A 13,241-nucleotide genomic window follows, 5' to 3' on the forward strand; every position below is an offset into this window, starting at 1 on the left:
GACTTCCTACGATTCGCGGATCGTCACGCTCCGCGTCTGATGCGGCCCTGGTAGCGGCTCTCCAGGGCCTTGTTGTGCTCGTCACCGCCCGTCACGTTCACGGACAGGTAGACCGGGGGCGTCTCCCCCAGCGCGACGAGCTCGTCCACCGCCTCGGTGACCACCAGCTGTGCCAGCAGCGCCGAGGTGATCGTGGACACCGCGCCGTAGCTGCCGCCGCCGGGCAGGTCGAGGATCGCGTCACCGTACGGCGCGCCGTTGTCCAGCACGACGTCGGCCAGGTCCATGAGCTTGGCCCCTGACGGGTGGCGCGAGGTCATCCCGGTGCTGTGCGCGACCGAGGTCAGGGCGATGAGGGTGTGGCCGCGGTCCTTGACGAGCCTGGCCAGCTCGACGACCGCGCCGTTGATGCCGGAGCTGGAGATCAGCACGAACACGTCCTCCGGCGCGACCGGCGCGAGGGCGTAGATCTCGTGCGCGACGGCGGGGTCGCGTTCCAGCTCGGGGGTGAGCACGCCCGGCGGGTGGCCGCCGTACAGGACCAGGTCGCGGGGCGAGAGGCGGTTGCTCGGGACGAGGCCGCCGGCCCGTCCGGCGATCTCCATGGCGATGGCCTCGGAGTGTCCCGAGCCGAACGCCTGGACCACCCCGCCGGCCCTGAGCGCGGCCACCAGCAGCGCGGCCGCGCGCCTGACGGGCTCCGCCTGGCTCTCGGCGACCCGCCGGGCCAGCTCCAGGACCTCGTTGACGTACGACATTCAGCCTCTCTCCACCCGGTGACTCTCCACGGCGCTGATCGTGCGCTCGAACGCCTCGTTCGTACGCTCGTAGGTGCGCTGGGCGACGGCCACGTACACGGCGTCCAGCACGAAGACCTGCGAGTGGACGGCGGCCAGCCCGCCCAGCCGGAACGTCGTCTCCCTGCTGGCGGTGGTCAGCACCAGGTCGGCCAGCTCGGCCAGCGGGCTGCGCGGGAAGGAGGTGACCGCGACCGTCAGCGCGCCGTGGCTGCCCGCCTCGGCCAGCGCCTCCATGACCTCGCGGGTGCGGCCCCGGTGGCTGACGCCGACCGCCACGTCGCCCTCCTTGAGCAGCGCCGCCTCGGCCAGGGCCACGTGGGCGTCGCCCGCGCTCCAGCCGGGGACGCCGATCCTGCGCAGCCGCCCCTCCAGCATCCTGGCGACGTCGCCGCTGGTGGAGACGCCGACCAGGAGCACCCGGGGAGCCGCCACGATCGCGTCGGCGACCCTGGCCACGGTGTCCAGGTCGAGCTGGGCGGCGGTGTCCTGGATGAGGCGGGTGTCGGCGGCGGCCATGACCTCGATGGCGCTGTCGAGCGGGTCGTCGGGACCGATCTCGTGGCCCACGCCCGCACCCCAGCCCGCCTGGGCGGCCCGGCCGGTCTCGGTGGCGAGCGCCACGCGCAGCTCGGCGTAACCGGAGAAGCCGAAGGCCCGGCAGAACCTGGTCACGGTCGCGGGCGAGCTGCCGGCCCGCTCGGCCAGCGCGATGATCGTCGATCGCGCGGCCTCGGCGGGGTCGCCGAGTATCACCTCGCCGACCCGGCGTAACGCCTCCGGCAAACCGGGTAGTTCTGTCTCGACGCGTCCGAGCGCACCTGAAGTCACGAATATTCCTTCCGAATACCCGGCCTTGCGGCGAAAATTATTCTTGCTAACCGGCGTAGTCAACCCCCAGACTCGGACCGTGACGAAATCGGGAGTGGGCGAAGCGCTGGTGATCGGCGTGGACGCCGGAGCCACCTCCACCCGGGTCGCCGTGCACACGCTGGACGGCACGCGGGTGGGCTACGCGCGGGCCGGCGCGGGCAACCCCACCGCCCACGGAATGGCCAAGGCGGTGGCCGCCATCCGGGACGCGCTGTCGGCCGCGCTCGACGGGCTCGACAGCGGGCGGGTGGCGGCCTCGCTGGCCGGGGTCGCCGGGCACGTGCCCGAGCTGACGCCGGAGCTGGCGAAGGTCTGGGCCGACCATGGCGTCGCCGAGGGGCCGCAGTGCGAGGGCGACCTGCTCATCGGGTACGTCGCCGGCTCGGCCGAGCCCGACGGGGCGCTGCTGCTGTCCGGCACCGGCGCGGCGGCGGCCAGGATCACCGGGTTCCGGCTCGACGCCGTCGCCGACGCGATGGGCTGGCTGCTGGCCGACGCCGGCTCCGGGTTCTGGATCGGGCGCGCGGCGGCGATGGCCGTGGTCGACGCCTTCGACCGCGGCCTGCCGGTCACGGCCGTGGACGACCCGGCGGACCGGCTCGTGTCCCTGGTCGCGCGCGACTTCCTCGGCGCCGAGCGGCCGGACACGCCGCGCGCGGTCGCCGCGCGGATCGTCCGGCTGGCGCAGGCCGACCACATGCGGCTGGCCACCCTCGCCGCGCTGGTCAGCCGGGCCGCCGCGGCGGGCGACCCGATGGCCGTCACGATCGTCGAGGACGCCGCCGACCGGCTGGCCGCGACGCTGCGCCGGGTGCACGTCTCCGGCCCGGTGGTGCTCGCCGGCAGCGTGCTGACCAGCGAGGGCCCGGTGCGCGCGGCCGTGACCGCGCGGCTGCCCGGCGTGCCGGTCGGCACGGCCCGCGACGCGGCCGGCGCGGCCGCCTGGCTGGCGGCCCGCCCCCTGCTGGGCGACGCGGCGAAGGCGCGCCACGCCGTCTTCACCGGGCTCAGCCCGTAGGGCACCCCGGCGCCTTCACCGGGCTCACTCCGTAGGGCACCCCGGCGCCTTCACCGGGCTCAGCCCGTAGGGCACACCCCGGCGCCTTCACCGGGCTCACTCTGTAGGGAACGCGTCGCCGCGGACCGGGTTCCTCGCCAGGTGCTCCTTCGTCACCAGGAGGCGGACCGCGCCGTCGCGGATGGACTCGGCGTCCCAGACGTACCAGCCGGGTCCCACCCCCGACGCCTCCTCTCCCGGCCGCGCCGAGAAACCGCCGTGCGGGCGCGGCGTGATGAGCTGGTAGACGACCTCCAGGCCACGGGCCCGCGCCGCCGCGCTCACCTCGCCCACGGTCCGCCCGCCGATCGCGACGCCCTCCAGGGGCTCGCCCTTGGCGTCCGCGCGTCCCGGAGCCTCGTACGCCTCCCCCGGCCGCGCGGACCGGCCGAGCTTGACCCAGGCCCGCCCCTCGAACGTGACCGGCAGCCTGATCACCAGCACACAGCCGGGCCGCCCCACGACGCATCCCGACGGCTCGCTGTCGGTCCTCATCCCCGTGCTCCCTCGCGTGGCGCCGCCCGCGCTCGCCACCCCCATCTGCACCACGCCACCGGCCCGGCTCGGCCCGGCCGGCACGATCTGCAGGTGCACGTCGAGGCCCACGGCCGCGAACCCCCGGGTGTAGGCGTCGTACTGGGCGTAGGCGTCCTTGACGCGGGCCACCCACTCGCCGCCCTCCCTGGTGATGTCCAGCTCGGTGCTGGCGTAGACGGCGGTGCCGCCGGGACCGGCGAGCAGGGCCGGGCCGAGCACCGCCCCGGCGGCGAGCACGGCGGTGGCGGCGGCCCCCGCCAGGAGCCGCCTGGCCGGTGTCCCGAGCCGGCGGGAACGGGGGGCCGGAGCCGGCTCCACCTGCCCGGCGGTGATCGCGGCGAGCAGGGCCCGCGCCCCCTCGGTGGACGACTGCCCGGTCAGCTCCTCGTCGCGCACCCGCGCGAGGCGCGTCAACTCGTTCATACGCTCTCCATCACGATGCGGCCTGCGGGGACGCCGGCCGCGGCCAGCGCCTTGGTCAGCCGCCGGCGCGCCCGGTGCAGCCGGATGCGCACGGCGTTGCGCGAGCAGCCCAGGACGGCGGCGATCTCGCCGTGGTCCAGCCCCTCCCAGGCGACCAGCGAGATCAGCTCGCGGTCGTCGTCCGACAGCACGGCGAGCGCCTGAGCGACCGCCTCCAGGTCGGCGGGCAGGTCGTGGGCGGGCGAGGGGGCGCGGGCGTACAGGTCGGCGAGGCCGGCGTCGAACGCCACCACATGGGCGTGGCGGCGGTGCTCGCCGCGGCGGTGGTTGGCCAGCACGTTCCTGGCGACGCCGTAGAGCCACAACCGGGCCTCCTCGCCTGGCGGCAGCGCGTCCACGCGCCGCCAGGCGATGGCGAAGGTCTCGGCCACCACGTCCGCGGCGTCCTCGGGGGAGTCGCATCGGCGGACGGCGTAGCCCAGGATGCGGTCGTACGTCTGTCTGTAGACGGCCTCGAACCGGATCTTCCGGTCATTATCCACGGGCGGTTCCCATGGTCGGCCTCCTCGGGGTCGGTGGCGGGACACCCTCTACATGTCGCCGACCGCGCCGGCATTTCGCCCTGTTTCAGCCCTTGACCGCCCCCGCCGTCATCCCGGTGCCCACCCGCCGCTGCAGGAACAGGAAGAGCAGCAGCGCGGGCAGCGCGAACAGGCTCGCCGCCGCCATCGTGGCGCCCCAGTCGGTGCCGAAGACGTCGCGGAAGGACGACAGCCACACCGGCAGCGTCCGTTTGTCCTGGTCCTTGATGATGAGCACGTTGACGAAGGCGAACTCGTTCCAGGCCGTGATGAAGCCGAACAGCGAGGTCGCCATCAGCCCCGGCGCGAGCAGCGGGAAGATCACCCGGCGGAAGGCCACCAGCCGCGAGCAGCCGTCCACCTGCGCCGCCTCCTCCAGCTCCGCCGGGATGGCGGCGAGGAACCCGCGCAGCGTCACGATCGTGAACGGCAGCGTGATCATGAAGTAGACGCCGGTCAGCATGGCCAGCGAGTCCAGCAGCTCGCTGTCGCGGGCGATGATGAACACCGGCACCAGCAGCGCCTCCCACGGCGCCATCTGCGCGGCGAACACCGCGACCACGAACGCCGAGCGCCCCCGCCATCGCATCCGCGCCACCGCGAACGCCGCCAGCAACGCCACCACCAGCGCGATCAGCACCGCCGCCCCCGTCACCACGAGGCTGTTGCGCCAGTAGACCCAGAAGCCCGGCGCCTCGATCGCGGTGACGAAGTGCTCCAGGGTCGGGTGCGCCGGCCAGAACGTGGGGGTGGCCGACTGGATGTCCCTGGTCGGCTTGAACGCGGTCAGGAACATCCAGTAGACCGGGAAGATCGTCGTGGCGAGCACCGCCAGCGCCGCTATGTTGAGCAGGAGCCGCCTCATTGGCGCACCATCCTTCGCAGGTTGCTGACCAGGGCCACGGCGAGCAGCACCACCGTGAGCATGGCGACCGCCGAGCCGAGGTCGTAGCGGTGCAGCACGCGGGCGACCTTGAACGCGTACACCGGCAGGGTCGTGGTGGCGCCGTCCGGGCCGCCCTGGCTGAGCACCCAGATCTGCGGGAAGCACTTGGCCACCCAGATCACCTCCAGCGAGGCGACCAGCGCGAAGAGCTGCCTGAGCATCGGCAGGGTGACCTTCATGAAGATCTGCGGGCCGGTGCCGCCGTCGATCCGCGCCGACTCGTACAGCTCGGACGGGATCGTGGTGAGCCCGGCGTAGAGGGTGAGCGCGGCGAACGGCACCGACTGCCACACCACGAGGATCACCAGCACCGCGAACGTGGCCGTGCCGTCGGCGAACCAGGTGTAGCCGCGGAAGGAGTCGAACCCGAGCGTGACCAGCAGCCAGTTGACCACGCCCAGCTCCGACTGGAACAGCCACTGGAACACGGTCGTGGCCGCGATGATCGGCGTGGCCCAGGCGAGGGCCAGCGCGCTCATCAGGGCCAGGCGCAGGCCGCGGCCCAGCCGTACCAGCATGAGGGCCACGCCCGTGGACAGCGTCACGATGAGCACGACGTTGATCGCCGTCCAGGCCACGGTGCGCCACAGCACCCGCCAGAACTCCTCGCCGGCCAGCAGCTCGGCGTAGTTGTCCAGGCCCGCGAGGGTCGCGCCGCCCCGGATCAGCTCGCCCATCCGGAAGTGCTGGAACGAGATCACCGCCGCCTTGAGCAGCGGATACAGCAGCAGGAAGGCCCCGCCTGCCACCGCGGGCGCGATGAGCAGGTAGGGCCAGAGCGAGGAAGTGCGCTCCCGCATCAGGATCCGCTGTTCAGGGTCGTGGTGATGGCCGCCGAGACCTTCTTCGCCTCCGTCGCGGGGTCGGCGCCGGTGAGCACGGCGGTCATGTACTGCTTGATCACCGAGGTGGCCTCGACGGCGGCCCAGTTGGGGGTGTTGGGGGTGGCGCGGCCGCCCGCGGCCGCCGCGGCCATGGCCGCCGTGCCCTCGTCGCCGGCGAGGACGCCGGCCAGCGAGGTGCGGTTCGGCACGAAGCTCATCGCCTTGGCCAGCTCGGTCTGGAACTTCTCCCCGGCCAGGGCCTTGACCAGCTCGTACGCCTCCTCCTGCCGCTTGGACGCGGCCGGGACGATGAGGTCGGAGCCGCCCGTGAAGACCGTGCCCGGCTTGTCGGCCGTCTTGCCGGGGATGGGGAAGAAGCCCATCTTGCCGGCCAGTTTCGGCTCGACCTCCAGCACGCGGGCCGCGATGCCGGGCACGGCGATGATCTGGGCGACCTTGCCCTGCGCGAACACCTCGTGCTGCGGCGGGTTGGCCTCGTCGGCGTCCTTCGGGCCCTTGCCGAGCGCCTGGAGCCGCCGGTAGAAGTCCATGCCGGCGAGGGCCTGCGGGGTGTCGAGGGCGCCCTTCCACTTGCCGCCCTCCTGGACGGCCAGGTCGCCGCCCTCGTCCCAGACGAAGCCGGCCAGGGCGTACCAGGTCTGGCCGGTCAGGTAGATGCCCTGGTCGCCGCCCCGGTCGAGCTTGGCGGTGACCTCCAGCCACTCGTCGCGGGTCTTCGGCGGCTCCTTGACGCCGGCCTTGGCCCAGAGGTCCTTGTTGTAGACGACGACGCGGTTGGCGGCGTACCACGGGATGCCGTACTGGTGGCCGTCGACGTTGCCCGGCTGGGCCAGGCCGGGCAGCCAGTCCTCGCCCTTCAGCTCGGCGATCTTGGCGGTCAGGTCGGTGACGCCGCCGCTGGCGGAGTACTGGGCGACCTGGGTGTTGCCGACCTCGATCACGTCGGGGGCGTCGGTGCTGGCCAGGGCGGCGGTGACGCGCTCGCCGATGCCGTCCCACGCCTGGATCTGCAGGTCGAGGTCGATGCCCTGGTGCGCGGCCTCGTACTCGGTCTCGAACGACTTCAGCAGGTCCTGCGTGACGCTGCCGTCCATGATCCAGACGGTCAGCTTGACCGGGCCCGCGTCGTTCCGGGGCTGCTCCGTGGCTCCGCAGGCGGTCAGCGCGAACACGGCCGCCAGCGCCAGGATGCGGTTGTTCATGGCGCTTCCTCTTAGGAGTTGGGAACGGTGTCGCGGAAGGCGGTGCCGGCGGCGCGCAGGGCGCCGACCCGGCTCACCACGTCGGCGGGCGGGACGACCTCGTTCTTGCTGTAGTAGAGCCAGTCGACCTGCTGGCGGTACGTACGCGTGCCGGTGGCCGCCTGGAGATCGATGAACCACTGGTTGAACATGATCCACATGGGGGTCTCGGGGTAGTAGATGTCCCCGTGGTCGGCGAACAGCCGGCCGTCCACGTAGTAACGGATCCGGCCGCCGGAGACCTGGATGACCAGGTCGTGCCAGCCCGCGAAGCTCGCCCGCTCCTCGGTGTGGGTGTTCACGGCCTGCCAGGGCTCGCCCTGGTAGGTCTCCCAGCTCGTGGTGTAGAGGATGTTCGACGGCTCGCCCCAGCCGCCGTTGGGGAGGTACTCGAAGTCCAGCTCGCCGTAGTCGGGGTCCAGGTTGAAGCGGAGCGGGGTGATGGTGAAGAACGTCTGCACGACGTGCTCGCCGTCGGGGCCGCTGGTGGGCGCGTCGGTGAAGCGGACGCGGGCGCCGTAGGTGCCCTCGAAGAACTTGCGGTTCGCGGTGGACAGCTCGGCCTGCACGGTGCCGGAGGCGGTGCCGTTCGTGGTGGAGTCGAGGGTCAGCAGGCCGCCGGGGAACGAGACGGCCGACGGCGACCAGGTCGCGCCGGGCACGCCGGGGCCGCCGGAGCTGGAGCGTACGGTCCAGCCGCGCTGGGCGAGCAGCGGGTCGGACGGGCCCGAGTAGGTGAAGTCGTCGAACAGCACCCCTGTCGAGCCGGGGCCGGTCGGCGTGATGGTGGGCGTCGGCTCGGTGCCGTGGGGCTTGCCCCAGGCGAGTGCGCCGTTGACGTGGACGGTCACCTTGTCCCAGTTCGCGTACGCGGTGCCGGGGCCGTAGGAGTAGTCGTCGCTCTGCGTGAACGACTGCCAGTCGGCGCGGTAGAAGCGCAGTTGCAGGTCGCCGGTGTCGGCGCCGGGGGCGAGGGCGCCCGAGGTGAAGCCGACCTCCAGGTACTGGTCCGCGCCCGACTGGCGGACGAACCTGCCGGTCACCGTCGAACAGCCCACCACGGCCCAGGAGCAGGCGAAGCGGTAGGTCTCGGTGCCCGTGAGGTAGTAGCGGATGACGACCTGGTTGAGCGGGATGGTGGTGGTGCCGTCGTTGAAGAGCTTGAACCAGGGCTCGGCCTGGGCCGTGGTCGCGCCGGGGGCGCTGGTGCGGTACTGGAGGCGTACGGCTTGGGCGGCGCCGGCCGGGGTGACGAGGGCGCCGACGAGGAGGACGAGCGGGAGGGCTAAGGAGAGAGCGATTTGGGCGACTTTTCTGGACATTGGGGGGTGTCTCCTTGCATGCCGGACTGGCCCCGTGGCGAGGCCAGGAGGAGCAGGGTGATCAGGCCGGGTCGACCAGGCTGGTGATCAGGCGCCGCGTCGGATGCGGCCGGCGTAGCGCGCTTCGAGCGTGAGGTTGTGGGCGTCGCCCTCCGGGACGTTCGCGGAGAGGTACACCGGCGGGGTCTCGCCCGCGTCGAGCAGGTTGCGCACGGTGCGGGTCACGACGAGCTGGGCCAGCAGCGCCGAGGTGATGGTGGAGACGGCCCCGACGGCGCCGCCGCCGGGAAGGGGGAGCACGGCGTCGCCGTACGGGGCACGGTTGTCGAGGACGACGTCGGCGAGGTCGGCGAGCCGCCGGCCCGAGGGGTGCCGGGACGGGACGGCTTCGGTGTGGGCGCGCGAGGTGATCGCGACCAGGTCGTGACCGCGCTCCTTGACCAGCGTGGCGAGCTCGACCACCACGCCGTTGACGCCCGAGTTGGAGATGAGGACGAACAGGTCGTGCGGCTGCACGGGGGCGAGGTCGAGGATCGTGCGGGCGACGGCGGGGTCGCGTTCGAGGTCGTAGCGGTCCAGCTCGGCGCGGGGGGCGTCGCCGTGGAGGACGATGTCCCTGAGCGCGAGCCGGTTGGTGGGGACGAGGCCGCCGGCCCGGCCGGCGATCTCCATGGCGACGGCCTCGGAGTGTCCCGAGCCGAACGCCTGGATGACGCCGCCCGCGGTCAGCGCCTTGGTGAAGAGGTCGGCGGCGCGGTCGAGCTCGGGGTCGGCGGGAAGCTCGTGGACGAGGGCGGCGACCTGCGCGGCGTATTGTTCCGGATCTATCGTCATGAATCCCCTTCCGGTAGGCGGTGTCCGGCGACAGCGCGGACGGTGACGTCGAAGGCCTGCTTGGTGCGCTCGTACGTGCGCTGCGCGACCGACACGTACACGACGTCGAGCACGAGGAGCTGCGAGTGGATCGCGGCGAACCCCTCCGACCTGAAGCTCGTCGCCCGGCTGGCCGTGGTCAGCACCAGCTCGGCCACCTCCGCGAGCGGCGAGCGCGGCTGCGAGGTGACCGCCACGGTGATCGCGCCGTGGCTGCCCGCCTCGGCCAGCACCTCGATGACCTCGCGGGTGCGCCCGCTGTGCGAGATGCCGATCGCCACGTCGCCCTGGCCGAGCAGCGCGGCGTCGGTCAGCGCGCTGTGGGCGTCGGACCTGCTCCAGGTCGGCACCCGCATGCGCTGCAGCCGGTACTCCATCTCGCTGGCCACGGCCGCGCTGCTCGACACCCCGAACAGCAGCACCCGCCCCGCCCGCGCCACGGCCTGCGCCACCTTCTCCACCACGGCGAGGTCGAGCTGGCCGGCGGTCTCCTGGATCAGGCGGATGTCGTTGCCGGACACCACGCCGAGCACCTTGTCGAGGCTGTCGTCGGGGAGGATCTCCTGGCCGATGTCGGTCTGCCAGGTCTGCCGCGCCTGCCGGCCGGTCTCGGTGGCGACGGCGACGCGCAGTTCGGCGTAACCGGCGAAGCCGAGCGCGCGGCAGAAGCGGGTGATGGTCGCCGTGGAGGTCCCGCTCCGCTCGGCGAGGTCCACGATCGTCAGCCGGGCGGCCTCGGCGGGGGCGGCGAGGATGGTCTCGGCCACCTTGCGGAGGGCGTCGGGCAGATCGGGGCGCTCGGCCTGGATGCGGGTGAGAAGTTCCACGCCGTGAAAATTATGCACAGCACCTGGTGCCGTCAAGGTGTTACGGCGATAATTTTTGACATGTCACTCCGGGCGGCGACCTCACGCGGTGAGGAGGGCGGCGCTGCCGTAGCTGCCGCCGAAGCCGGTCACCAGGGCCACCTCGTGCCGGCCCGCCCGCAGCTCCCTGACGGCCTGGGCCACGTTGTTGAGCCCGTGCACGTACCCCTCGGACAGCAGGCCGCCGTGCGGGTTGACCCAGGCGTGGCGGCGCTCCAGCAGGTACTCCCCCAGCTCCTCACGGGCGGCCAGCCCGAAGTCCTCCAGCTGCCTGGGCACCAGCCACGAGTACGCGTCGTACGGCAGCATCACGTCCACGTCCGCGGGCCGCAGGCCGGAGGCGTCCCAGAGCATGGGGGCCACGTACGCCGAGAAGATCGCGCTCACGTCGGCCGCCCGGTCCATGGACGAGCAGCCCGGCCCGCCCCCGCGCACGACCGCCCGCACCCGCGGCCCGTCCAGCTCGCCGCTCACCAGCAGCGCGCAGGCCCCGTCGGTCTCCTGGCAGCAGTCCACGGTGCGCAGCGGCGTGGCGACGTACGGGCGGGCGAGGTACCCGGCGAGATCCAGCGGCTCCCGGCGCAGCGCCCGGGGGTTGTCCCTGGCGTTCTCCCTGGACTGGGCGACGACGGCGTGCAGGTGCTCCTCGGTCAGGCCGCTGTCGTGCAGGTAGCGGGTGGCGGCCAGGGCGAACAGCGGGATCGGCCCGGCGAGCCCGTACGTGAGCCGCTCTTGAGGGCCGGTGGAGACGGTGTTCATGCGCCGGCCGGACCGGCCGTTGAGCGCGCGGTAGATGAGCACGTGCCTGGCCAGCCCGGCGTGGATCAGCATGGCCGCGTCGCCCAGGATCGAGGCCGCCTGCGTGCCGCCGCCGGCGATGTCGTTGTGCCAGCCGAGCCGTTCGACGCCGAGGGCGCGGGCGACCTGGACGACGGGCGCGGAGTCGCCGAGGTGGTAGCTGAGCATCGCATCCACGTCGCCGGGCCGCAGGCCGGCGTCGGCGCAGGCGGCACGGCACGCCTCGACGGCGAGCTCCAGCTCGGCGCGCCCGGAGCGCCGGGTCAGCGCGGTCATCCCGATCCCGGCCACGGCGGCCCGCCCGGCGAACGCCTGCGTTCCCACCCGCCCACGCTATCCGGCCAAGCGCTTGCTAGGCAAGCGCCTATCGGCCGGCCGCAACCCCGCCCGCAGCCCGCCCGAAGCCCGCTCCCCCTGGCCGCCCGGCCGCGCCCGCACCGCCCGCCACCAGCCCGTACCGCCCGCCTCCCGGCCAGGTCACGCTCCCGTGGTGACTGAGCGTCTTCACGGGAGCTGTCCCGTCTTGTAATACGGAGGTGCGATCTTCCGACAGCCCATCATGATCACCCCGAGGTGAGCGATGGATCTACGCTACGTCCGGTACGCCATGGCCATCGCACGCGCGGGCAGCCTGCGCCGCGCCGCCGCCGCGCTGCACATCGCCCAGCCCACGCTGTCGGAGCAGCTCCGGGCGCTGGAGAAGGAGATCGGCGTCGAGCTGTTCAGCCGCTCCTCCAGCGGCGTGCAGCTCACCGAGGCGGGTGAGGCGTTCCTCGCCCAGGCCACGGTCGCGGTGGACGCCTTCGAACGGGCCGTGGCGGCGGCCAGGAGCGGCGGCAGGGACGCCCGCCTCGGCGTCGCCGACGGCCTGGCCGACGTGGTCGCCCGCGTGCTGTCGCAGCTCCACGGCCTGCGGCTGCGCGTGGCCCCCATGAGCACCGCCGAGCAGATCGTCTCCATCGTGGACGGCACCCTGCAGGCCGGCCTCGGGTACGCCCCCGGCTCGCTGCCGCGCGGCGTGGCCCGGATGCTGGTCCACCGGTTCCCCGTACGCGCGCTGATGCACCGCGACCACCCGCTCGCCGGGGCGGACGCGGTGTCGCTGGCGGACCTCGCCGCCGAGCCGCTGGTGATGCCCGAGTCGGACGCGGTGGCGGGCGCGCGCAGGTTCCTCGAGGGCTTCGTCCGCCAACGGCTGCATCCGCGGCTCGGCCCGGCCGCCGCGACCCACGACCTGGCGATCACGATGATCGAGCGCGGCGCCGGCTATACGCTCTGCGTGCACGAGGGGACGCCGGTGCCGGACGCCCTGACGTTCCTGCCGGTGAAGGAGGACGTGCCGCCACTGGAGGTGGTCTTCCTGTGGAACCGGCAGGCGGACGTCCCCGAGCTGGTCAGCGCGGCCCGGCACGTCGCCCGCACTGGATAGCACTAATATCCAATAGCGCTATCATCCTGTGATGCGCATCTCCGAACTCAGCTCCCGCTCCGGCGTCGCCATCCCCACGATCAAGTACTACCTGCGCGAGGGGCTGCTGCACCAGGGCGAGCAGACGGCGGCGACCCGCGCCGAGTACGACGACTCCCACCTGCGCAGACTCCGCCTCGTCAGGGCGCTGCTGGAGGTGGGCAAGCTGCCGGTGTCCTCGATCAAGAAGATCATCGACGCCGTGGACGACGAGTCGCTGCCCATCCACCAGATGCTCGGCACCGCCCACTACGCCCTCGGCCCCACGGTCGAGCCGGAGCCCGGCGAGGAGTGGCGCGCCGCCCGCGCCGACGTGGACGCCCTCATCGACGACCTCGGCTGGCGCATCCACCCGGAGGCCCCGACCCGCGACGAGCTGGCCCAGACGCTGGTCCGGATGCGCCAGCTCGGCCTGCGCGTCGACCTGCGGCCCTACGTCGAGGCCGCGCGCAAGCTGGTCGCCGAGGTCGAGATGGACACCATCGCCTTCGACGGGCCGCGCGACGCCGCCGTGGAGGCGCTGGTGCTGGGCTCGGTGCTGTACGGCAAGGCGTTCGACGCGCTGCGCCGCATGGCCCAGGAGTCTGAGTCGGCCCGCCGGTTGACGTAACCCT

Annotated in this window: 14 protein-coding genes; 3 read left to right on the forward strand and 11 right to left on the reverse strand. The window is 72.9% G+C overall.

The window, feature by feature from the left end; translation table 11 throughout:
* Positions 1-23: 23 nt before the first annotated feature.
* Both ABD292_RS03540 and ABD292_RS03545 read right to left on the reverse strand, forming a co-directional pair.
* Entirely contained in the window at positions 24-758 is a 735-nt protein-coding gene (locus ABD292_RS03540) for a sugar isomerase domain-containing protein (protein WP_344205142.1), read from the reverse strand.
* Positions 759-1,628: a MurR/RpiR family transcriptional regulator gene (locus ABD292_RS03545; RefSeq protein WP_091092422.1), complete on the reverse strand. Its 870-nt coding sequence runs from the start codon at positions 1,626-1,628 to the stop codon at positions 759-761.
* 79 nt (positions 1,629-1,707) lie between these two features.
* Here ABD292_RS03545 and ABD292_RS03550 point away from each other — a divergent pair, with 79 nt between their 5' ends.
* On the forward strand, positions 1,708-2,688 hold the full coding sequence (locus ABD292_RS03550) for an N-acetylglucosamine kinase (protein ID WP_344205144.1): 981 nt from the start codon (positions 1,708-1,710) through the stop codon (positions 2,686-2,688).
* 96 nt (positions 2,689-2,784) lie between these two features.
* Here ABD292_RS03550 and ABD292_RS03555 read toward each other — a convergent pair whose 3' ends face one another.
* The 9 genes from ABD292_RS03555 to ABD292_RS03595 all read right to left on the reverse strand — a co-directional run bounded on the left by ABD292_RS03555 (position 2,785) and on the right by ABD292_RS03595 (position 11,483).
* A complete protein-coding gene (locus tag ABD292_RS03555; protein WP_344205145.1) occupies positions 2,785-3,687 on the reverse strand; it encodes a hypothetical protein in 903 nt (300 codons plus the stop codon).
* Positions 3,684-4,229, reverse strand: coding sequence for an RNA polymerase sigma factor (locus tag ABD292_RS03560; RefSeq protein ID WP_344205146.1), 546 nt, complete (start codon positions 4,227-4,229; stop codon positions 3,684-3,686). Before ABD292_RS03560 ends, ABD292_RS03555 begins: the two co-directional genes overlap by 4 nt.
* Before the next feature lie 85 nt (positions 4,230-4,314).
* The gene (locus ABD292_RS03565) at positions 4,315-5,133 is read right to left on the reverse strand and encodes a carbohydrate ABC transporter permease (RefSeq protein ID WP_344205147.1); all 819 of its coding nucleotides are present in this window, start codon (positions 5,131-5,133) and stop codon (positions 4,315-4,317) included.
* Positions 5,130-6,014 (reverse strand): carbohydrate ABC transporter permease, encoded by an 885-nt coding sequence (locus tag ABD292_RS03570; RefSeq protein WP_344205149.1) that lies wholly within the window; start codon positions 6,012-6,014, stop codon positions 5,130-5,132. The genes ABD292_RS03565 and ABD292_RS03570 overlap by 4 nt, the downstream gene beginning before the upstream one ends.
* Positions 6,014-7,261 (reverse strand): extracellular solute-binding protein, encoded by a 1,248-nt coding sequence (locus ABD292_RS03575; protein ID WP_344205150.1) that lies wholly within the window; start codon positions 7,259-7,261, stop codon positions 6,014-6,016. The genes ABD292_RS03570 and ABD292_RS03575 overlap by 1 nt, the downstream gene beginning before the upstream one ends.
* Positions 7,262-7,272: 11 nt before the next feature.
* Positions 7,273-8,622 (reverse strand): cellulose binding domain-containing protein, encoded by a 1,350-nt coding sequence (locus tag ABD292_RS03580; protein WP_344205151.1) that lies wholly within the window; start codon positions 8,620-8,622, stop codon positions 7,273-7,275.
* Positions 8,623-8,709: 87 nt separating this feature from the next.
* The gene (locus ABD292_RS03585; protein WP_344205153.1) at positions 8,710-9,456 is read right to left on the reverse strand and encodes a sugar isomerase domain-containing protein; all 747 of its coding nucleotides are present in this window, start codon (positions 9,454-9,456) and stop codon (positions 8,710-8,712) included.
* Positions 9,453-10,322: a MurR/RpiR family transcriptional regulator gene (locus ABD292_RS03590; protein ID WP_344205154.1), complete on the reverse strand. Its 870-nt coding sequence runs from the start codon at positions 10,320-10,322 to the stop codon at positions 9,453-9,455. Before ABD292_RS03590 ends, ABD292_RS03585 begins: the two co-directional genes overlap by 4 nt.
* An 81-nt stretch (positions 10,323-10,403) precedes the next feature.
* Complete coding sequence (locus tag ABD292_RS03595) at positions 10,404-11,483, reverse strand: thiolase C-terminal domain-containing protein (RefSeq protein WP_425564978.1); 1,080 nt, start codon at positions 11,481-11,483, stop codon at positions 10,404-10,406.
* A 256-nt stretch (positions 11,484-11,739) separates the two neighbouring features.
* Between ABD292_RS03595 and ABD292_RS03600 the strand changes: the two genes are divergently transcribed.
* Entirely contained in the window at positions 11,740-12,588 is an 849-nt protein-coding gene (locus ABD292_RS03600) for a LysR family transcriptional regulator (protein ID WP_344205155.1), read from the forward strand.
* Between the two features lie 31 nt (positions 12,589-12,619).
* Positions 12,620-13,237, forward strand: a complete 618-nt coding sequence (locus ABD292_RS03605) for a MerR family transcriptional regulator (protein ID WP_344205156.1) — start codon at positions 12,620-12,622, stop codon at positions 13,235-13,237.
* Positions 13,238-13,241: the final 4 nt, after the last annotated feature.

The organism is Nonomuraea bangladeshensis (assembly GCF_039529455.1).
GTDB lineage: Bacteria > Actinomycetota > Actinomycetes > Streptosporangiales > Streptosporangiaceae > Nonomuraea > Nonomuraea bangladeshensis.

Bases quoted from the DNA above. Each gene is read 5' to 3' on its own strand.
- ABD292_RS03540 (WP_344205142.1), bottom strand. From the start codon at position 758: ATGTCGTACGTCAACGAGGTCCTGGAGCTGGCCCGGCGGGTCGCCGAG.
- ABD292_RS03555 (WP_344205145.1), bottom strand. From the start codon at position 3,687: ATGAACGAGTTGACGCGCCTCGCGCGGGTGCGCGACGAGGAGCTGACC.
- ABD292_RS03565 (WP_344205147.1), bottom strand. From the start codon at position 5,133: ATGAGGCGGCTCCTGCTCAACATAGCGGCGCTGGCGGTGCTCGCCACG.
- ABD292_RS03570 (WP_344205149.1), bottom strand. From the start codon at position 6,014: ATGCGGGAGCGCACTTCCTCGCTCTGGCCCTACCTGCTCATCGCGCCC.
- ABD292_RS03575 (WP_344205150.1), bottom strand. From the start codon at position 7,261: ATGAACAACCGCATCCTGGCGCTGGCGGCCGTGTTCGCGCTGACCGCC.
- ABD292_RS03580 (WP_344205151.1), bottom strand. From the start codon at position 8,622: ATGTCCAGAAAAGTCGCCCAAATCGCTCTCTCCTTAGCCCTCCCGCTC.
- ABD292_RS03585 (WP_344205153.1), bottom strand. From the start codon at position 9,456: ATGACGATAGATCCGGAACAATACGCCGCGCAGGTCGCCGCCCTCGTC.
- ABD292_RS03600 (WP_344205155.1), top strand. From the start codon at position 11,740: ATGGATCTACGCTACGTCCGGTACGCCATGGCCATCGCACGCGCGGGC.
- ABD292_RS03605 (WP_344205156.1), top strand. From the start codon at position 12,620: ATGCGCATCTCCGAACTCAGCTCCCGCTCCGGCGTCGCCATCCCCACG.